This window comes from Mesorhizobium sp. B2-8-1, assembly GCF_006440955.1.
In the GTDB taxonomy this organism is placed as follows: Bacteria; Pseudomonadota; Alphaproteobacteria; order Rhizobiales; family Rhizobiaceae; genus Mesorhizobium.
The window spans coordinates 94,222-114,805 of record NZ_VFTX01000013.1 but is presented as its reverse complement, the minus strand read 5'-3'; the positions used below and the strand labels follow the sequence as shown (position 1 = coordinate 114,805).

The following is a 20,584-nucleotide window of genomic DNA, read 5'->3' as shown; positions in this document are numbered from 1 at the left end:
CCGACGAGACTCGCTTCTCAGGCTCGAAGTCGGGGCAGGGGCCCGCTGCCGCTCCTCTCTCCGCGGGTGGAGGGGACTCCCCGGCGAAAGCTAGCGGGTGCGGCAAACCTCCAAACTACGAATCTGGGGGTCAGTAGTTCGAATCTCTTCGGGCGCGCTATTATTCGACCACTTCAGAACGAAACTAAGAACCGTAGAGCCGGCAGCGGGAGCGCCAACCGTTGTCCCTTGTGCGCTCAGTGTCGGCTCCTGAACGGAGGCCTATGCGCTCATTCAAGGCGCGACACTCTACCAGCCGGAGTGGCTCATGCTTCGTGAAATCGCAGCGCTTCAATGAGCGTTGCAAAGGCCGCAGAGGCATATCTGCGGCTGGTGTAATATAGGTGGTAGCCGGGAAACGGAGGGCACCAATCCGCTAAGACGCGGACTAACCGGCCATCATCCAGAGAGCGCTGTACCTGGTCTTCGGGGATGTATGCGATGCCGAGCCCATCGAGGGCTGAACTAATCCGCATGCCGAGATTGTTGAACACGAGCTGGCCTTCGCCGCGCACATTCACTTCACGGCCATCCTTTTCGAGCCCCCAAGGAAACAGTCCGCCGTAGGTCGGCAGGCGCATGTTGATGCAGTTGTGCGTTGTCAGGTCGTGCGGGTGTTTCGGTACGGGATGCCGGGCAAAATAATCCGGCGATCCCACGATCGCCATGCGCATTTCGGGGCCGATGCGCACCGCGATCATGTCTTTGGCCACTTGCTCGCCGAGCCGTACGCCGGCGTCATAGCCTTCAGTGACGATGTCGGTGAGGCCGTAATCGACAATAATCTCGACGTTGATCTCGGGATATTCCGGCAGGAATTTCTTGAGGGCGGGCTGTAGCAGGGAAATGGCCGGATGCTCGCCAGCCGTAATGCGGATGGTGCCGCCCGGTCTGTCGCGCAGTGCGGTCAATGCTGCCAGCTCGTGCTCAATTTCCTCGAATCTCGGCGCGATCGTGCGCATAAGGCGCTCGCCCGCTTCGGTTGGCGCGACGCTTCGGGTCGTGCGGGTCAGCAGCCGCATCCCAAGATGCTCTTCGAGCGCTTTGATCGTCTGGCTTAGCGCCGACGGCGACACGCGCAGCTTGGCAGCAGCGCGGGTAAAACTGCGTTCCTTGGCCACGAGGGCAAAAGCGGCCAGATCATCCAGGTTTTCGAGCATTTGTTAGCCCTGCTTAAAAGCGTATCCGGATTATAGCACCTAGTCGGATGACCTTCCAGAACTACCTGAAGAGTAGCCAAGCAATCAAAGGAGGCGCGCGATGAACAAGAAGGAACAGTTTTTGAACCCCGTAGGGCCCAGCCGCCGCACCATCCTGAGTGCCGGTGCGGCTATTGCCGCTATTGCCACGGCAGGCGGCTTGCCCTTAGCCGCGGTGGCGCAAACGGCCGCGAGCCCCGCTCCGGACCCCATTAAAGGAAGACGGAAGCTCGGTCAGCTTGAGGTATCGAGCGTCGGGCTTGGCGTCCAGAATATGAGCCGGACCTATCAGACGACGATCCCGAGCCGGCCGGAAATGCATCGCATTATCCGGACCGCTTATGAGAATGGCGTGACCTTTTTCGACGCGGCAGAGGCCTACGGGCCGCACGAGGTGGAGCGCATCCTCGGCGAAGGCATCGCGCCGTTCCGCGACAAGGTCGTGATCACATCCAAATTCGGCTGGAACATCGACCTCGAAACCGGCGAGCGCCGTCCGGGCCTTATCAGCCAGCCGAAGCGGATCAAGCAGGCCGTCGAAGGCATGCTGAAGCGGCTCAAGACAGATCGTATCGATCTTCTCTACCAGCACCGCGTCGATCCGAAGGTGCCGATCGAGGACGTAGCCGGCGCAATCAAGGATTTGAAGGCCGAAGGCAAGGTGTTGCACTGGGGCCTGAGCGAGATGGGCCTCAAGACGCTGCGCCGCGCGCACGCCGAATTGCCAGTCACTGCCGTTCAGAGCGAATACTCAATGCTCTGGCGCGGGCCGGAAGCCGAAGTGCTTCCCGTGTGCGAGGAACTTGGCATTGGCTTCGTGCCGTGGAGCCCGCTCGGCGTTGGTTTCCTGACGGGTGCGATTGACGCCAAAACCCGCTTCGCGGAAGGCGACATCCGCGGCATCGAAGGACGTTTCTCCCCGGAGAACCTGCCGAACAATCTCGCGCTCGTCGCGCTGGCGCGCGAGTGGGCCGAGCGCAAGCAAGCGACACCGGCGCGGATCGCGCTCGCCTGGCTGATGGCGCAAAAGCCGTGGATCGTTCCTATCCCTGGAACCACCCAGATGGCGCACATGTTGGACAATATTGGCGCCGACCACGTGCGATTTACGGCCGATGAAGTGGCCGCACTGAACAAGCAGATCGCGGCGATCCCGATCAAGGGCGAGCGGCTTCCGGCGGCTGTTCTCGCCTATTCGGGGGTGGAGGCGCCCGAGAAATCGCAGGCGTCCGACTGACGCTCTTCGAATTGACAATAGCGCCGTTCGCGAAGGTCCGCCTTCGCGAACGGCGGCAAACGATAACGGAGGCCAACTTGAAAAAAAGAACACTCGGCAACAGCGGTCTTGAAGTGTCCGCCCTTGGCCTCGGCTGCATGGGTTTAAGCCATGGCTACGGTCCACCGGTCGCCAGGAGCGATGGCATCGCCCTCATCAGGGCTGCGGCAGAGCGGGGTGTCACGTTCTTCGACACGGCCGAAGTGTATGGCCCCTACACCAATGAAGAGCTGGTTGGCGAAGCGCTTGAACCGATCCGCGATCAGGTCGTGATCGCAACGAAATTCGGCTTCACCTTCGGCGACGACAACAAGCAGCAAGTCCTCAACAGCAAGCCGGCGCATATCCGCGAGGTCGCGGATGCCTCGCTCAAGCGCCTGCGCACCGACCGCATCGATCTGTTCTATCAGCACCGCGTCGATCCGGACGTGCCGATCGAGGACGTCGCCGGCACGGTCAAGGACCTGATCGTCCAGGGCAAGGTCAAGCATTTCGGATTGTCGGAAGCGGGCGTAGAGACTATTCGCCGTGCACACGCCGTGCAGCCGGTGACGGCCCTGCAGAGCGAATATTCGCTGTGGTGGGGTGAACCTGAAAAAGACATCCTGCCGACCCTTGAGGAACTCGGCATCGGCTTTGTGCCCTTCAGCCCGTTGGGCAAAGGCTTTCTTACCGGCGCGATCAAGGAGAGCGCGACCTTCGGGAAGGATGACTTTCGAAGCATCGTGCCGCGCTTTTCTCCCGAAGCGCTCAAAGCCAATCAGTCGCTTGTCGATCTGCTGACGAGCATCGCTCAGACGAAGGGTGTGACGCCCGCGCAAATCGCCCTCGCGTGGCTGCTCGCCCGCAAGCCGTGGATTGTGCCGATCCCCGGGACCACGAAGCTGCACCGGCTTGAGGAGAATCTTGGCGCAGCCGAGGTGGAGCTGACGGCGGCCGATCTTGCCAGCATCGAAAAGGCGCTGGCGTCGGTCGAGGTGCAGGGGGACCGCTATCCGGCCCATCTCAAAACACGGGTAGGACGCTGATGCGCGATGACCAACTTGCCAGGTTTTTCAAAGATGGACGGCTTTCCAGGCGGTCGGCGATGGGCGCTTCGGCACTGCTGCTGCTTGGCGCTGCGCTTCCCGCCCTCGCACAGGAGCGCGCGATGAAGCCGTCGTCGTCGGCAAAAGCGCTCGTCGTTTATTTCTCCCGGTCCGGCAATCCGCGCGTGATCGCGGGCACGATCCAGCGCGAACGTGGGACCGACATCTTCGAGATCAAGGCGGCCACGCCTTATCCGGAGGACTATGAGGCGACGGTCGAGCGTGCGCGCATCGAACGCGACAAAGGCATCGAGCCGCCGCTCGCGCAGCGCGTCGGGAACCTCGATCAATACGACACGATCTATCTTGGCTTTCCGATCTGGGGCGAGACAGCGCCGCCAGTGATCCGGTCGTTCCTGCGGTCGCACGATCTCAAGGGCAAGACAATTCATCCCTTCATCACCCACGGCGGTTACGGCCCTGGCACTTCGCTATCGGTGCTCGCCTCGCACGCGCCCGGCGCGAAGATCGTGCAGGCCTTCGTGCTGGAAGCAGATCAGGAAAAGAGAACGATCAGCAAGGTCGACAGCTGGCTGGAAGAGACGGCGGCGAACTGATCGCCGCAAACCACAAGACAAGGAGATAAAAATGAAAACGCGCGAACTCGGAAGCGATCTTGAAGTCTCGGCGCTTGGCCTCGGCTGTATGAGCATGAGCGCGCTGTACGGGCCGCCGGCCGACAAGCAGGAGATGATCAAGCTGATCCGCGCGGCGCACGAGCGCGGCGTCACGCTGTTCGATACGGCGGAATCCTACGGCCCCTTCGCGAATGAGGAGTTGGTCGGAGAAGCGCTGGAGCCGATCCGCGATCAGGTGGTGATCGCGACGAAGTTCGGGTTCGACATCGATCTTGCCACTGGTGAGCGCAAAGGCGGTTTGAACAGCCGTCCCGAGCACATCAAAGCCGTTGCCGATGCTTCCCTCAAGCGCCTGCGCACGGACCGTATCGATATCGTCTATCAGCACCGCGTCGATCCCGCTGTGCCGATCGAGGACGTCGCAGGCGCGATCAAGGAGCTGGTCGCGCAAGGCAAGGTCAAGCACTACGGGCTTTCGGAGCCGGGCGCGCAGACGATCCGCCGCGCGCATGCCGTCCATCCGGTTACGGCCGTGCAGAATGAATATTCGCTCTTCTATCGCGGGGCGGAAGAAGAAATCCTGCCGGTCGTCGAGGAGCTTGGCATCGGCTTCGTCCCGTTCAGCCCGCTCGGTGCGGGTTTCCTGACCGGCAAGATCGACGAGAACACCAAGTTCGATCCGACGGATTTCCGGAACAACGTGCCGCGCTTTTCACCGGAAGCACGCAAGGCCAATAGCGCCCTGGTCGATGTCGTGAAGTCCGTCGCTGAGCGTAAGAGTGCGACACCGGCGCAGATCGCGCTTGCCTGGCTGCTCGCGCAGAAGCCCTGGATTGTCCCGATCCCCGGCACGACGAAGCTTCATCGGCTGCAGGAGAATCTCGGCGCTGTCGATGTCGCGTTGAGCGCTGACGATCTGCGCGAGATCGACAAGGCGCTCTCGCAAATCAAGGTCGAAGGGGCGCGCCTGCCCGAAGCCGCGCTGAAAATGACGGGACTCTAATTGAAGTGCCGGTTCACAAAACCTGTGCGGATACCTCGCGAATTCGTTTTCCGCACAGGGCATGAAGGATGAAATACATGAAGGAAATTGCCGCTTCTGTGGCGCTTTCAACGCTCGCGGCCGCAGGCGTCGAGGCGCAGGAAAATCCCCGTGTTGCGCCTCCCGCCGTTTACGATGTCGCGCCAGGACTTGGGCATTTTACGGACGATGTCCTGTTCGGTGAGGTTTGGGAACGTAAGGACCTTGGGCCACGCGACCGTAGCCTGACCACCCTTGCCGTCCTTGTCTCGACCGGAAAGTCGGCGCAGCTGGCGGGGCACCTGCGCCGCGCGCTGGATAACGGCGTCAGACAGGAGGAGATCGGCGAACTGATCACGCACCTTGCCTTTTATTCCGGCTGGCCGAATGCGATTTCGGCGGTCACGGAAACAAAGAAGGTGTTCGACGAGCGCGGCATAGGCCCTGTGGCGAAAAGCGATGCGCCGAGAATCGAGTTGGACGCGGCTGCTGAAGCCTTACGGAGTGGGGCAGTCGACGCGGCGGTGGCGCCAACCGCTGCGGCACTGGCAGACTTGACCAACCGCGTGTTGTTCGGCGACCTCTGGCGGCGAGCTGAACTTTCTGCGCGGGATCGCAGCCTCGTCACAATGGCGGCTCTGATTGCGACTGGACAGCCTGATCAACTCTCCTTCCATCTCACCCGCGCGCTCGACAATGGCTTGACCCATGCGGAGGCGGCGGAGGTCGTCACACAGGCCGCCTTCTACGCGGGCTGGCCGCGCGCTATGTCCGCCGTGCCCGTCCTCAAGAAGGTATTTGAAGGCCGTCAGAAGACATCGGCCAACGCGACAGGCGGCGGCAATATCCAGATCGTCCGCGCTGCACCCGGTGGCGGCATTGACGCGCCTGCTGAGTATTTTACCGGCAGAGTACGGATCGCCACCCAATACAAGGGCGATGAGCCTGCCAAAATCGGCGGCGCGACCGTGTCGTTCGAGGCGGGCGCGCATACGGCTTGGCACACTCATCCGCTCGGCCAGACGCTGTACATTGTTTCCGGAAAGGCCTGGGTGCAGAAGGAAGGCGGACCGATCGAGGAAGCCGGACAGGGCGACGTGGTCTGGATACCGCCGAACATACGGCACTGGCACGGCGCAAGTCCGGCCGGACCGATGGTGCATTTCGCCGTGTCCGAAGCGCTTGATGGCAGCGTCGTCACCTGGATGGAAAAGGTTCAGGATGACCAGTACAACGCCGGACCGGCACGCTAATGCGACAGCCCGAGCGGCAGCCGCTGAATGTCCTGGCTGTTGGCGCCACGGGGAGCATCGGCACCCATGTCGTCGATGAAGCGTTATCTGCGGGTCATCAGGTTCGGGCGCTGGTACGCAGTCCCGGCAAGCTGAATCTGCGGCCCGGCCTGGAAATTGCCGTCGCCGATCTCACGCAGCCAGCTTCTCTGGCCGCCGCTGTCGAAGGCATCGACGCGATTGTGTTTACCCACGGAACCTATGGCGGCCCGCGCGATGCTGAACTCGTCGACTATGGCGGCGTGCGTAACGTATTGGCCGCTCTGGGCGGAATGGAGGTCCGCATCGCTCTGATGACCGCCATTGCTGTTACGGACCGCAAAGGCGCGCATGACTGGAAGCGGCGCGGGGAGCGGCTTGTCCGCATCAGCGGCAACCCGTACACGATCGTGAGGCCCGGCTGGTTCGACTACAACGTAGCCGATCAGTTTCGGCTGACATTTCTTCAAGGAGACAAGCGGCAATCCGGGACACCCCGCGACGGGGTCATTGCGAGACGCCAGATCGCGCGGGTGCTCGTGCGCAGCCTCACTTCGGAAGCAGCACTACGCAAGACCTTCGAAGTGATCGCGGAGACCGGGCTGGAGCAGGCGGATTTCGATCCGCTCTTTGCCGCGCTGGATGCCGATCCGGCTGGCTCGCTGGATGCCGCGCACGATACCGCGAATATGGCTGTTGAGAAGGAACCGCCATCTGTAATCAGGGACCTGAAAGACCTTGAGGTTTGACTCCGCCGCGAACGCGGGACGCGCGGTATCACACCGCAGCGCAGCAACCTCTCAAAACACCTCTTACGATTTAGATAGCACAAACAATGACATAGGAGTTCTCAGTTTCATCCTGTCGGGCGCGCCACTTCCGAACGGTCCGTTCCGGACACATGGGTTACGGTTTATGCCGGAGACATGGGTAACACTTTTGGCCCGAAGGGGTTTTGGAGTGGTTCGCGCCTGTATGTCTCATCATCGAAGAATCCCAAATCATAGTCCATGAAGCTAGCCAGCCAGATATGGTCCTCGACCTGTTTGATGCCGACTGTCTGGCCGGCGAAGACGAGGCTGAGATTGATCTTCTTGCGGTCGAAACAGATGCGGCCGCATGTGGTGACGGTGACGGCCTTGTCGCAGCGAAGCGAAAGACGGCAGGGCCGTTGGCAGCCGCATGCGCCGTGTGTCCATTTTACGGCGACCTGCGGAACAGGCGCGTTTTAGGGTTTCGAAGTCCAATCAGTTTCGAATCCACATCATGGCGGCTACACAAGCGGTGACCTGACCCTAAAGGACGGGCCTATACCAAATTCTAAGGGAAAGCGTCCCGTCCGGGTCCTTCTGCATCTGAAAACCAGTGATTGTATCGCCGTTCTGCCTCGCTGTGCCTCCTCCGCCGTTGTCATGCGGCTCCTTTGTCCCCACACCCAATGCCTCCGGGCCTAGCTTAAAGCTGGCTGGCGAATTGACCTTGCGATAGAAAACGGTCAGCGCGCTGGGACCAAGTAAAAGCGCAGAGACTATGGTTCCCTCAGGAGCGTGTATATTGGGTCCGCCGCCGTTGCTTGGGGGTGGGATGGCCACGGGCAGAACGTTCTCGTCGCCCAAGGCCAACTGAAATGCACCCTGAATAGGGCTGTACCCTACATTCAACCATCTAGGCCCGGTCCTCGCGGTCTTTCCGAGCTGAAGGCTGGTTAGTAGGCTGTTTGGCGGAATGGAAGCCTTTCCCACTCCCTCATTCACCTGTCCAAGCGCAACTTCCGGACCCAGCTGGGTAACTGGAGCCGCCCATGCCGACGCTGATGGCAGAAGACCACTCAACGCCACCCCGGCTCCCAGACCGGCAGACTGCCACAGAAGCGTCCGACGACAGAAGGAAATGGAACTTATACTGTAGTTTTTCATTCTCGTACCTCCCTGTTTGCAGTCCTTGTGGTTATGGTTCAAGAGATTCATGCTGGTCCATCGGCACCAAGAAACTTAAAATGATATCATGGGGTCTTGAAAGTTCTTATGATCAGAGAGAGGTCCCAAGACATTTACGAAAATATCATGAGCTATCTCGACAGGACGTACCTCAGAGATTACTTCAACCACCCCATGCCCGGATACTATCCCGCCCACCTCAAATGTTATGGTGCCATTCACGAGGTCCGTGAGATTGACCCCTTCCATTAAAGTCACGTGCTCTTTAGTTCCAGGCACTGAAGCGAATACCCCAGCGGACCAACTTTGCGACCCGTCATTTCCCGACACTGATATATATCCTCCTGCTTTCTTACCGATGCCTATTGTTATTGACCCTCCTTCATGCCCTCGCGAATATTCTTTCATGAACAAGACGAATACTGGCGCACGCCCAGGCGCAATATCCCGACGCATCATTCCTGGATTATCCTTTGGCTCAAATTCGCCTCCAACAGACACAATCACGCCTTCCGGAAGCTTGGCCGCCGCTTGGCGCACAAGGTCCCCGAGCGCCGTCTCACCTGATGCAGTCATTTTCTGATTGTGCCCGTCTGAAAAAAAAGCTCCGGGCCCAACGTCAACTCTCCCCGGAGGCCTATCAGCGGTTCGAGTTGCAATAAGTTGGTTTGCCGTCATGCTCTGAAAGCCACACATCGGCGCGCGATATGCGCTTCCCAGAATGGCTTCAATGTTGGTGGGCTCTTCCTGCTGGTCGATCTTCTCTTTATCGTTATACGGTCTACGAACATCATCGTCGAAAGTTAATCGCCTTTCGTCCCCGCCGGCACCGCTGACCGGGGTATCACCACCGGCTTCCGCCTCCTGAGCGAACCCTTCGCCGCAATCAACTGTGAAGAATGCAACTCCGCTCACACCAATGATGACAAGTACGTCACGGCGGGTTCCGCTGAGGCGACTCAATCCCCCTTTCTGGGCGTCTGTCGCGGCGGGCGTCCGAACATCGTCCCGCTTCGGCGCTTTCATATCGACACTACCCAAAGGTACATAACCAATCTAGCTACTGACCCGGCGCTCGGCGTGTATGTGCCAGAAACGTTCCAATCCCCTGCAGCAGAGCCGTTCCAAAAAATTTCTGAATGCTGTGGCCTTAACTCCAAGTTAGGCGCAACTGGACACACACGACCGAACCGTAGTGATCTGCCAGCCGGGCCCAAGGCCGTCGCATCGGGAGGAAGCAAGTTTACACTAAGTGGGATTTTGCAGTCGCCGACGAATTCGAAATTCACTCCCCTCAGAAGCGCGCCGGTATCTGGCATATCGGATGCACTAACCGAAAGGCGCGCTTTAAACGTGCCATTCTCTGGATTTGTCTCCACGTCTCCTACGTTAAGAAATTGTACAACGCTCAGGCGTTGAGTGCGCTTCCATTTGGAAATCGCGTCCGACACCTCAACCAACCATACGGAAATGCGATCAAGTATGCTGCCTGTCTCCAGCGTACCCAGCGGTATGGCAATGCCATAAAGATCTTTCAGACCAATCTCGATAACGAGCGCGCGCTCGACTAACGGCCCGATGGCTGTCTCGAAAAGCAACTTATGTTGCCTAAGTCTCTCGTCAAAATTCAGCTCAGAGCCTATGCGGCAATGTTCAGCAATTTGTAGCCAGGCCAACTGCCGGCTGATAGTTCTACGCTGTAGCTTAAATCCTTCGTCCAGACGCAGATATTTCTCCTTCCGCTGAGCCGTAGTGAACTTGGAAGTGAGCTGTGCCAGGGTCGACGTTGCTCCAGCCAACGTCTCCATCCAATTCGCCAATTCAATGTATCCGCGGAACTCAAAAGTGGAGAGTGCCCTAAGGGCCACCTGATCCTGTACATTGTTTGCTGTATTCTGGGTTATAAAGGCATTGTCCTTTATATTGTTTTGAATCCGGCTGTCGACCAAAAGTTTTGCGTACTTCTCGTCGCTCGAAAGTTCGCCAAGAAGTTCTCGCGGAATACTTTGCTGTTTGTTCACCTGCTCGATCGCGGCCTGGAGACCCTTGCCTTCGTCCTCGGCTTCTTGCCACGGGAGCTGATACAGGCCGGCCTCTATTTCTTGTCCGTGGACGTCATCTAGCCGAAGGAACTCCTCGCCTTTGAAACGGGTATCGCTCCTCTGCCGCGCTATTTCGCCATAACGGTCTCTGATTGCCTGGCAGGCTTGAATATGCTTTGTTGCCTCATCCAGGTTGACCTCGACTTGGCGTATCTGTAGTCGCGGATCCGGCTTTATGGCCGTTGCAGATATTGTTTCAATATTGGGCGCGAAATCTTGCGGGCCATTGTACGTGTAGCATTCTTCCGGCAGGCTTGATGCCTTTGCACTGCTTAAGTTCGTGATGTATTCTCTTAGAACTCCGGCATCTTTGTTTATTCCAGAGAGGTCGAGATCATACTGGTCCGCGAACGCAGTTTTGATTTGAGTAAGCTCTTGGGTTGTGGGCATCGGTTCCTCACTTTTTTCAATTGCGTAGGGGCTAACTCCCTCCGTCGATGTGAATACACGTAGTCACATTTGTTGCTGCCGACAGCAATCCTCCGACAGGGAGGGTGTGCCGGTTGCGTGCGTTGGATTTTGAGATACGTTGAATTTCAGCGGCGGCGCCTCCGCAATGCGTACGCCCCGGATTGCAAGCAGGGGCTTCCCTGTCCTTGGCCTTAAGTCGAGCTAATCGCGGCGACCGTTAAGTGGTCTCACTGCGTGCGTTGTAGCCCCCTACCGGCGCGGCGCCACGGGAGCGGCCGTCTGCGATGAACTCAGGCAGTATTATACCACGTTAGGAAGATGGCGCTACGCTTGTGTGGCGGAACGTGGGTGCCACGGGGAGCGCATGGCGCCGCCTTGGTTGGTCACGGCCGATCGGCCGGTCGCTAATGTCCATTACGAGTCTTGACGATATCGATGACTACGAGAGCGACGTTGCTCGGCATAAGTTTACGATTGGTCATGTCGGTCCATTTCCGGAACGGGCGTTCGAACAACGTCATTCTTGCTCGTCCACGACCTCCTTTGACGCCGCGACAATCCAGAATGGTTGAATGTTGCCGGGTCGACTTTAGGAAAACATCGCACAAACAATCACATACGAGTTCTCAGTTTCATCCTGTCGGGCGCGCCATTCCAAACTGTTTCGGCCTAACTTTGAGAACTCAGCCGGTTTCTGGAAGAACGGACATTCCTTCGAACCATGTCGCAGCTTGGCATACGCGCGACGGGGAGCCTAACGTTCAGTGACGTGCAAACCGCTTCGAATTTTCGGTCCCCGCTGCCAGGCGATATTGCCGGCCAGGTTCACCCCTGCCTTGGCCGGGCGCTCGCGCACCGGCGCAGGACCAATCGGCATCGTTAGTGTCGCCCTAGCCGGCTATCGGTCCAGGAGATAAACGACTCCGCAGTCGTCGCTCGGTCGACGTGCGAATTCACGCCGATAAGCTCTTGAAAAGTCCGCCCCGGAACCAAAGCCGCAACTCGAGGCGACTTCGGAAACAGGCAGGTCGGTCTGACGAAGCAGGTCCTGGGCGCGCTGTAAGCGGAGCCTGCGATGATAAGCCTTGGGCGACGTGCCCAAGTGAACTCTGAACAGACGTTGGACTTCACGCTCCGAGATCTCTTCAACGACGGCCATTTCCCCTACATCGATCGCCTCGGTTAGTCTCTTTTCAAGGAAACTGAGAAGCCGGCGCAGCCGCGGATTTCGCGTACTGAGCCTGTCGGCCACTGGGAGCCTCTGGGGCGCTTCAGAACGCCTGATCCGATTGTAGACAAACTCATCAGCGACCCCTGAAGCAATTTTCTGCCCTGCCTGTTCGGAGATCATGCATAGCATCATGTCCATAGCGGCGGAAGCGCCGGACGCCGAGAAACGTCGGCGATCAATCTCGAAGATGCCATTGGTCAGTTCGACTTGCGGGAATTCTTCAACGAAGCTCGTTGCATTCTCCCAGTGGATGGTTGCTCGATGTCCATCGAGGAGTCCGGCGAGGGCAAGAACATAGGCTCCGGTCTCCACCCCTCCGATCATAGCACCTCGACGTGCTTGTCGCCTCAGCCAAGCTAGGACGGGTTGAGTTGTGTAGAGGTGGGGATTGAAGCTGCTGCAAACGATTACGATCGCACTCAAGTCAACATCTTTGATCGGGGCGTTGACTTCCAGCATAAGACCGTTGCTCGCGCGCACGGGGTTTCCGTCGTGAGAAACAACAGTCCATTCGTAGATGCGCCTTCCAGCAACCCAGTTGGCCTCGCGGAGAGGTTCAACGGTCGAGGAGAAGGCAATCATTGCGAATTGCTCTAGGAGCAGGATAGCTATTTTGTGGGGCTCGTCACCGGGCGCGGAAAAAGCTGTTTTCATGGTGCGCGCTCATATTTAGTCATTTTTGGGTTCATATCCCACAATCGACATAGATCGGAATGCCTCAGGGTGAGGCTCCATCTTTGGACGGCGCGATCGGCCATTGTCCAAGATCTCTGCGGACAGTGCGGCTGTTGGAACTCGGTCGCCGGTCCGGATCAGGCTTCAAATGTAAACTGAACTGCCGAAAACGTCAAACGCTCCCCCTCGTTTTCTCGATAGTTACTCCGTCCGAACACTGCGGCGTGCGGATAGCTGTCGATGATGACGAGTCCAATAACCAATAAAGGGGAATTCCATGGTCAACAAAAACGAGAGCAGGCGCAGAGGACCGACCTTCGATCGCCGTACCTTTCTGAAGTCGGTTGGCGCCGCAGGCGCGCTGGCAGCGACCAATCGATTCAGCTTTGCAGCAGACGAGCCGGTAAAGGGCGGTCATCTGGTGGTAGGGCTGGCCGGTGGCGCAAGCACCGACAGCCTTGATCCCACGCTTTCTGCTGCACAAGCCGCTGGAAACATGGTCAAGCAACTCCAGGAAAACTTGATTTGTCCGGCCTCCGACGGCAAAGGTTTGGAGGCGATGCTGGCTGAAAGCTGGGACTACTCGAAAGATCTGTTGAAATGGAATTTCAAAATCAGAAAAGGCGTAACGTTCCACAATGGTAAGCTGATGACTGCGAAGGATGTGATCTACAGCTTGAATCGTCACCGTGGGCCCGAAACTAAATCGGGCGGTGCTGCCGGAATGAGAATCGTTTCCGATGTTAAAGCAGAAAATGACCACGAGGTAACGATTACACTCAATGAACCGAACGTCGACTTCCCTTATGTGCTGACCGACTATCATGTCGTCGTTCAGCCGGAAGGTCTACCGGTCGATTCTGGGATCGGCACGGGGGTATATGCCCTGAAAGAAGTGAATCTAGGAACACGCTACATCACGACAAAGTACAAGGATTACTGGCGCGAAGACGTCGGTTTCGTGGACTCCATCGAATCGCTTGTCATCAACGACGCTACTGCACGCATATCGGCACTCCTCAACGGTCGAGTTCACCTTATCGATACCATTCCTCCAAAAATTGTGCCGTTGATCAAAGGTTCGAAAGTGGCGACGATCGTGCCAACACAGGGTCGCGCCCACTATAGCCTTGCGATGCGTTGCGATGCCGCTCCCTTCGACAATGCTGACTTGAGAATGGCGCTGAAGCTCGCCATTGATCGGGAAGATCTCGTCCGTCGTATCCTGTATGGCTATGGAGCGGCTGGCAACGACACGCCGATCAACGATGCTTACCCGCTTGCGACAGTCCTTCCGCAAAGAAAATACGACCCGGAAGAAGCTGGCCGCCTTTATAAAAAGTCAGGTCATTCAGGCCCGATCGACCTGCACATTTCGGATGTCGCGTTCCCCGGGGCTGTTGATGCCGCGACACTCTACAAAGAGCATGCAGCGAAGGCTGGCATTGACATCAACGTGATTCGTGTACCTGGCGACGGCTACTGGACCGACATATGGCTGAAAAAGCCGTTCTGCGGCACATTCTGGGATGGCCGTCCCACCCAGGATCTGGCTCTTGCTCTCGCGTACAAATCGGACGCTCCGTGGAATGATACGGCTTGGATGCGGCCCGAATTCGACAAGTTGTTGGCGGAAGCGAGAAGCACCGACGATGAGGCTATTCGTACTGCCAAGTACAAGCTGGCAAGTGAGATGATACGCGACGATGGCGGCGCCATTATCCCAATGTTCAATCAATATCTCGATGGCGTCAGCCACAAGGTCAAAGGGTATGTTCCGGACGTCAACAACGAACTGATGAACGGCCGATTTTTTGAGAAGGTTTGGCTGGAATAATAAAAACCTGCGGGCCATGTGGGGTTGATCCATGGCGCTTCAGGCGGCTGCCCTCCCAAGCAGACCCGGACGCCCCCGGGAGCCGTCCTCCCGGGGGCAAGGTCGAAATCCCATGATCGACTGGTTGGCGGACATATCGCCTTTCGGGTGTATCACCGGCCCTTGGGCCGCGCCCAATCGCTGCCATTGATCGCCTTGATCGGTGCGCCGGCTGATCCTGCGACGGCAGCCGGAACTGCCGCGCCGTAGTTCCGTGCCCAGTGAGACCAAACTGGCCAGCTGAGGAGCAAGAATTTGTCCAGTGAAATTTGGTGCATGAGCGCCGACGAACAGTCGAAGCAGATAGCGCAGGGACAGTTATCATCCCGCGAAATCGTTGATGCGGTCTTGGCACGAATCTGGGAGGTCAATCCCGAGACAAATGCTCTTGTGGAAATTCTAGCCGAGGAAGCGCTAGCGGCTGCCGATAAAGCCGACGCCGAATTGCGGCAAGGAAAAGCACTTGGGCGCCTACACGGCGTACCGATAACGATTAAAGTCAACACTGACCAAAAAGGCTGTGCATCTACCAACGGCGTGGTGGCATTCCGTGACGCGATATCGAACGAAGATAGCACCGTGGTTTCGAACTTCCGGAAGTCGGGGGCCATTATCGTGGGACGGACCAATACTCCAGCCTTTTCCCATCGTTGGTTCACCGATAACGAATTGCATGGGCCCACCATAAATCCGCGAAACAAGGCGTTGACCCCAGGCGGATCGAGCGGCGGTGCCGCCGCTGCTGTGGCTGCTGGCATGGGGGCTATAGCCCAAGGTAACGACTTTGGCGGTTCTATCAGATATCCAGCATATGCCTGTGGCGTGATGGGATTGCGCCCAACGACGGGGCGTATTCCGCGTTTTAATCCTAGTCGGAAGGCTGAGGCACCGATCACGGCGCAGTTGATGGCGGTTGAAGGGCCCATAGCCAGGTCCGTGGCGGATCTTAGGCTCGCTCTCTCTGCAATGGAGCAACGCGACCCGCGTGATCCCAACTGGATCAAAGCCGCGATTCACGTGACGGAAGGATCTCGATCTCGATGTGTCGCCATATCACCAAATCCGTTCGAGATGACTGATCCCATCATATCCAGCGCTATACGCCGAGCCGGCTATTGGCTCGAGCGCGCAGGGTATGACGTGGAAGAGGTTGATGCTCCCGGTCTCTACGAGGCAAGTGAATTATGGCATTCTCTGGTCATCAACGAAGAGCGTCGGTTTCTGGTCCCCTCTATCGAGCAGTTTGGAGACCACGCGAGCAAGGTCTCCATCTCCGATCATATGCGGTATGCTCCGCGCTTGAACGGAGACGAGATTTTACAATGTTTCGAGCGCCGGATCGCTGTGATGCGAAACCTGCAGCAATTCATGGAGAAATTTCCGACGATCATCTTGCCTGTCTCCGATAAAATGCCTTTCGCCAACGGTGCTGATCTTCTCGGCTTTGAAGCTTTCAAGGAAATAGCCGATGCGCAGCGGCCGCTTCTAGCTATACCTCCTTTGGGGCTTCCGAGTTTGGCAGTGCCGTTGGGAGATTACGAAGGAACTCCGCTAGGGATTCAAATTGTATCAACGAAGTTCCATGAAGGAAATTGCTTTAAAATAGCGGAAGTTCTTGAGGCCCATGCGCCTGTCACTGTGTCGACGCTACGACGGCAGCCGTGAGCCTTGGATCCAACGTTTAATGTTCGCGATCCGCAGCAGCCAGGGTTCGGCCGGTCTAGTCTAGTTTCCATCCATAAACGTGTGTATTTCGCAGCGTTTACAATGGCTTGTGCGGGGCCGGAAGCGCCTTGCCGGGCGTGGGCAGGGCCAAGAGCGTGGACTGTCGACAAAATGGTGTCGTCGGCACGATCAGGCGCACGCCACGAGGACCGGCATTGGCCGGTGCGACGCAACTGCGATGCCGGTTGGCGTCAGGTCGCTTTGAGGCGAGTGAAAAGGACGAGGTTGTAGGCCACGACTGAGGACCAGACGTAGGTCTTGAAGTGATCGAGGCCGCGCCAGGTGCAGCGTGCCAAGCCGTAGGCACGCTTGAGGCATGAGATGCCAGCTTCGATGCCGACACGGAAGTTGCGTAGCTTGCGATAGACCCACTTGCTTCTGACCATGTCTTCGATCCTGAGGCCGGCTTTCTTGTGGAAGGCCATGTCGCAGACGCCCCACGCCTTCGCTGTAGCCAGGTTGGCGCGAGTGGCGAAGCCGCCATCGGCCGCCGCTTGCCGCGGCGCTTGGCCATAGAGGTCGATGTGGCGCTCCAGCATCGGCAGCAAGCGGTCGCTGTCGGCCGGGTTGCCTGCTTCGATCACCAGATCGAGGATCATGCCGCTCCTGCCGGTGGTCAGGTTGAGCTTGTGGCCGTACTGGGTATCGCGGCTGCCTTTGACGATGATATCGGCATGCGGTTCGAACAGGCTGACCAACTTCTCCTTGGCCGGCACCGGCTCGCCGGCCAACACCCGCCGCTCGCTCTGTCTGATGATGCGTTCGACCAACGGCCGATAGTGACGGACCTGGATCTGCCACAGTGCGATGAGCGGAGTGCTCGCCACGGCCAATCGCTCGCTCGCCTGCTTCAGATAGGCCAAGGTCGCGCGGGCGATTGCGATCAGTTGGCGGTAGAGTTGGACCCGATTGGGTCGACCGCGCGTGAATTGGATCTTGCGGGCGCGTTTCTTGGCTGCGCGGCAATGATCGCGCCATGATGAGCCGGCGCCGACGACCAAGGTATCGGCCCGCTTCAGAAGGCGCACCATGACCCGCACTGCATCCCATAGCAGGCTGCTGTCGCTCGGCTCGTGCATGAGTGCCGAGGTCACGGTGCTGTCCAACCGCACGACCGCGCCGTCCTCGAGCTTCGCCTGCCGCGCGCCCGACAGCAGGGTCCGATTGATCGCCTCCCAGGTCTCGGGCCGGATCGCGCTGATCGTCCTTTGCAGCATCGACTTCTGCGGGCTTCATGACCATGGCAGGCGGGCAAAGGCGCGAAACGAGGCTGAGTCCTCGAGATGGAACGCCAGTTCCTGGTAGCTCAGTTGCCGGTACTGCTTGAGGATCGCGCAGCGCAACACCGCTTCGGCCGGCAGGCCTCGCCGACCGGTGGCCTTGACGCCGACCCGAACCAAGTCACGGGTTACCAAGCCCAACAGATCGCGATGTTCGTCCAGCCATTGCGACATCGTCTTCAGCTCGTGGCCGATCTCGTGCGTGGCGAAAACATCGAATATGCTGGCTTGGACGGTGCGTTCTTGGCGCATTGTCGGCTCCGGCGGTGGCAGGGATTTGGACTCAGTGGCATGAGCCAAGATACCTGAAACCGCCGGGCCTTGCCCGCGCAAAGCTACAATTCACTCAATAATATCAACGCTTTGACCGTTTATGGATGGAAACTAGTCTAGTTCCCCGCGCTGGCCATGCGCCGCCCCTTGATCGCCTTTTCCAGCCAGCCGATCTCCATTTCGGGGACTGAGGAGAGCAAGAGATCGGTATAGGCATCGAATGGCGGCGTCAGCACCTTGCTCTTGGGGCCATAGCGCACCACCTCGCCGCGATACATCACCGCGATCGAATCGGCGATCGACTTCACGGTGGCGAGGTCGTGGGTGATGAACAGATAGGCGACGCCTTCCTCCTTCTGCAGCTCGAGCAGCAGTTCGAGGATGCCGTGGGCTACCAGCGGATCAAGGGCCGAGGTCACCTCGTCGCAGATGATCAGCTTCGGCTTTGCGGCAAGTGAACGGGCAATGCAGACGCGCTGCTTCTGGCCGCCGGAAAGCTCGGCCGGATAGCGGTCCGAAAAGCCCTTGCCCATCTCGATCTTGTCGAGCAGTTCGGCGACGCGCCTGTCGCGTTCGCGGCCGCGCATACCGAAATAGAATTCCAGCGGCCGGCCGATGATGGTGCCGACGGTCTGGCGCGGGTTCATCGCCACATCGGCCATCTGGTAGATCATCTGCAACTGGCGCAGATCCTCCTTCGGCCGGTCGGCCAACCGGTTGGCAAGCGGACGTCCGTCGAACGTAACCGTGCCCTGTTCGGGCGGCAACAGGCCGGTGATGGCGCGCGCCAGCGTCGACTTGCCGGAACCGGACTCGCCCACCACAGCCAACGTCTGGCCCGGATAGATATCGACCGAGACGTTCCTCAGCACCTTGATGTGGCCGCCGCCATAGGCTGCGGTAACGTTCTTCACCGACAAGAATGGGGACGTCCCAGGTCTCTGCTCCTGGTGCTCGATCTCATGCACCGAGACCAGCGCGTTGGTATATTCCTGGCGCGGTTCCTTGATGATTTGGCGGGTGCCGCCCCATTCGACCAGCCTTCCGTGGCGCAGCACCATGATCTCGTCGGAGACCTGGGCAACGACGGCGAGGTCGTGGGTGATGTAGAGCGCCGCCACATGCGTGTCGCGGATGGCGTCCTTAATCGCAGCCAGGACGTCGATCTGCGTCGTCACATCGAGCGCCGTTGTCGGTTCGTCGAAGACGATCAGGTCCGGCTCGGAACAGAGCGCCATCGCCGTCATCACGCGCTGCAACTGGCCGCCGGAGACCTGGTGCGGAAAGCGTTCGCCAATGGTCTCGGGGTTGGGCAGGCTGAGCTTCTTGAACAGCGCAACCGCGCGCTTCTCGGCTTCGGCTCGCGTCGCGGTGCCATGCAGAAGCGTGGCTTCGACCACCTGGTCCATCAGCCTGTGCGCCGGGTTAAAGGCCGCTGCCGCCGACTGCGCGACATAGCAGACTTCGCGGCCGCGCAGCCTGCGGAAACCTTCCTTGCCGCCCTTGAGGATGTCGCGGCCGTTGAGGATGACTTCGCCGCCGGTGATGCGGACGCCGCCGCGGCCATAGCCCATTGACGAGAGGCCGATGGTCGACTTGCCGGCGCCCGACTCGCCGATCAGGCCGAGCACCTTGCCCTTTTCCAGCGTCAGCGACACGTCATGGATGAGCACGATGTTCTTAGGCGGCTCGCCCGGCGGAAACACCGTCGCCTCGATGCGCAGATTGCGGATGTCGAGCAGCAGGCCGGACTTCGCTTTGACGTCAGCCATCACCCGCGTCCTCCCTTGAGGCTTGTCGTCCGGTTGAGCGCCCAGTCGGCAACCAGGTTGACGGAAATCGCAAGCAGGGCGATCGCCCCCGCCGGGATGAGTGCGGCAGCGATGCCGAAGACGATGCCGTCCTTGTTTTCCTTGACCATGCCGCCCCAGTCGGCATCCGGCGGCTGTACGCCAAGGCCAAGGAAGGAGAGCGTCGACAGGAAGAGTACGGCATAGATGAAGCGCAGGCCGAGTTCCGAGACCAGCGGCGACAGCGCATTGGGCAGGATCTCACGGAAGATGATCCAGCCACTGCCTTCGTCGCGCAGCTTAACGGCCTCGACGTAATCCATGACGTTGATGTCGACGGCGATCGCTCGCGATAGGCGATAGACGCGGGTCGAATCGAGAATGCCCATCACCAGGATCAGGGTGACCAGATTGGTTGGCAGCACCGAAAGCACGACAAGAGCCATGATCAGCGTCGGGATCGACATCAGCAGATCGACCAGGCGCGACAAAAACGTGTCGAACCAGCCGCCGAAAACCGCTGCCGAAAAGCCGAGGATGGCGCCGAGCGAGAAGGACAGCGCGGTCGCCAGCACCGAGATGAGCAGGGTGATGCGGGCGCCATAGATCATGCGCGACAACAGATCGCGACCGAGATTGTCGGTGCCCAGCCAATGCGCCGCCGACATCGGTTCCCAAGGGACGTCGCTGACGATCTCGGCATTGCCATGCGGTGCGATCCACGGTGCAAAGACCGCTGCCAGGACTAACAGCGTCGTCAGAACGATGCCGATCAGCGCGGAGATGGGGATACGTTTCAAACCGGTCAAGCT

The 20,584-nt window shown here is 58.9% G+C and carries 14 protein-coding genes and 1 pseudogene; 8 read left to right on the top strand and 7 right to left on the bottom strand.

Annotated elements, in window-relative coordinates; genetic code table 11:
* Positions 1–305: 305 nt before the first annotated feature.
* Positions 306–1,199, bottom strand: a complete 894-nt coding sequence (locus FJ428_RS27470; RefSeq protein WP_140880555.1) for a LysR family transcriptional regulator — start codon at positions 1,197–1,199, stop codon at positions 306–308.
* A gap of 100 nt (positions 1,200–1,299) precedes the next feature.
* On the opposite strand from FJ428_RS27470, the gene FJ428_RS27465 reads away from it, so the two are divergent.
* The 6 genes from FJ428_RS27465 to FJ428_RS27440 all read left to right on the top strand — a co-directional run bounded on the left by FJ428_RS27465 (position 1,300) and on the right by FJ428_RS27440 (position 7,221).
* Complete coding sequence (locus tag FJ428_RS27465; protein ID WP_140880554.1) at positions 1,300–2,475, top strand: aldo/keto reductase; 1,176 nt, start codon at positions 1,300–1,302, stop codon at positions 2,473–2,475.
* A gap of 77 nt (positions 2,476–2,552) precedes the next feature.
* Positions 2,553–3,542, top strand: coding sequence for an aldo/keto reductase (locus FJ428_RS27460; protein ID WP_140880553.1), 990 nt, complete (start codon positions 2,553–2,555; stop codon positions 3,540–3,542).
* 59 nt (positions 3,543–3,601) lie between these two features.
* The gene (locus FJ428_RS27455) at positions 3,602–4,159 is read left to right on the top strand and encodes a flavodoxin (RefSeq protein WP_140880552.1); all 558 of its coding nucleotides are present in this window, start codon (positions 3,602–3,604) and stop codon (positions 4,157–4,159) included.
* A gap of 31 nt (positions 4,160–4,190) precedes the next feature.
* Complete coding sequence (locus tag FJ428_RS27450) at positions 4,191–5,183, top strand: aldo/keto reductase (protein WP_140880551.1); 993 nt, start codon at positions 4,191–4,193, stop codon at positions 5,181–5,183.
* A gap of 77 nt (positions 5,184–5,260) precedes the next feature.
* A complete protein-coding gene (locus FJ428_RS27445) occupies positions 5,261–6,454 on the top strand; it encodes a carboxymuconolactone decarboxylase family protein (protein WP_140880550.1) in 1,194 nt (397 codons plus the stop codon).
* Complete coding sequence (locus FJ428_RS27440; protein ID WP_140880549.1) at positions 6,454–7,221, top strand: SDR family oxidoreductase; 768 nt, start codon at positions 6,454–6,456, stop codon at positions 7,219–7,221. Before FJ428_RS27445 ends, FJ428_RS27440 begins: the two co-directional genes overlap by 1 nt.
* Positions 7,222–8,463: 1,242 nt before the next feature.
* Here the strand turns inward: FJ428_RS27440 and FJ428_RS27430 are convergent.
* The 3 genes from FJ428_RS27430 to FJ428_RS27420 all read right to left on the bottom strand — a co-directional run bounded on the left by FJ428_RS27430 (position 8,464) and on the right by FJ428_RS27420 (position 12,807).
* Positions 8,464–9,435 (bottom strand): hypothetical protein, encoded by a 972-nt coding sequence (locus tag FJ428_RS27430; RefSeq protein WP_140880548.1) that lies wholly within the window; start codon positions 9,433–9,435, stop codon positions 8,464–8,466.
* Positions 9,432–10,901, bottom strand: a complete 1,470-nt coding sequence (locus tag FJ428_RS27425; protein WP_140880547.1) for a hypothetical protein — start codon at positions 10,899–10,901, stop codon at positions 9,432–9,434. Before FJ428_RS27425 ends, FJ428_RS27430 begins: the two co-directional genes overlap by 4 nt.
* A 919-nt stretch (positions 10,902–11,820) precedes the next feature.
* Positions 11,821–12,807, bottom strand: a complete 987-nt coding sequence (locus FJ428_RS27420) for a GlxA family transcriptional regulator (protein ID WP_140880546.1) — start codon at positions 12,805–12,807, stop codon at positions 11,821–11,823.
* Between the two features lie 298 nt (positions 12,808–13,105).
* Here FJ428_RS27420 and FJ428_RS27415 point away from each other — a divergent pair, with 298 nt between their 5' ends.
* Positions 13,106–14,665, top strand: coding sequence for an ABC transporter substrate-binding protein (locus FJ428_RS27415; RefSeq protein WP_140880545.1), 1,560 nt, complete (start codon positions 13,106–13,108; stop codon positions 14,663–14,665).
* 294 nt (positions 14,666–14,959) lie between these two features.
* A complete protein-coding gene (locus FJ428_RS27410; protein WP_263486675.1) occupies positions 14,960–16,369 on the top strand; it encodes an amidase in 1,410 nt (469 codons plus the stop codon).
* A 251-nt stretch (positions 16,370–16,620) separates the two neighbouring features.
* On the opposite strand, the pseudogene FJ428_RS27405 reads toward FJ428_RS27410, so the two are convergent.
* The 3 genes and pseudogenes from FJ428_RS27405 to FJ428_RS27395 all read right to left on the bottom strand — a co-directional run bounded on the left by FJ428_RS27405 (position 16,621) and on the right by FJ428_RS27395 (position 20,581).
* Positions 16,621–17,961, bottom strand: a pseudogene (locus FJ428_RS27405) (ISNCY family transposase).
* A gap of 137 nt (positions 17,962–18,098) precedes the next feature.
* Positions 18,099–19,754 carry an ABC transporter ATP-binding protein gene (locus FJ428_RS27400; protein WP_140880543.1) on the bottom strand — a complete coding sequence of 552 codons (1,656 nt, stop codon included), beginning with the start codon at positions 19,752–19,754 and terminating at the stop codon, positions 18,099–18,101.
* Positions 19,754–20,581 carry an ABC transporter permease gene (locus FJ428_RS27395; RefSeq protein ID WP_140880542.1) on the bottom strand — a complete coding sequence of 276 codons (828 nt, stop codon included), beginning with the start codon at positions 20,579–20,581 and terminating at the stop codon, positions 19,754–19,756. Before FJ428_RS27395 ends, FJ428_RS27400 begins: the two co-directional genes overlap by 1 nt.
* Positions 20,582–20,584 lie beyond the last annotated feature (3 nt).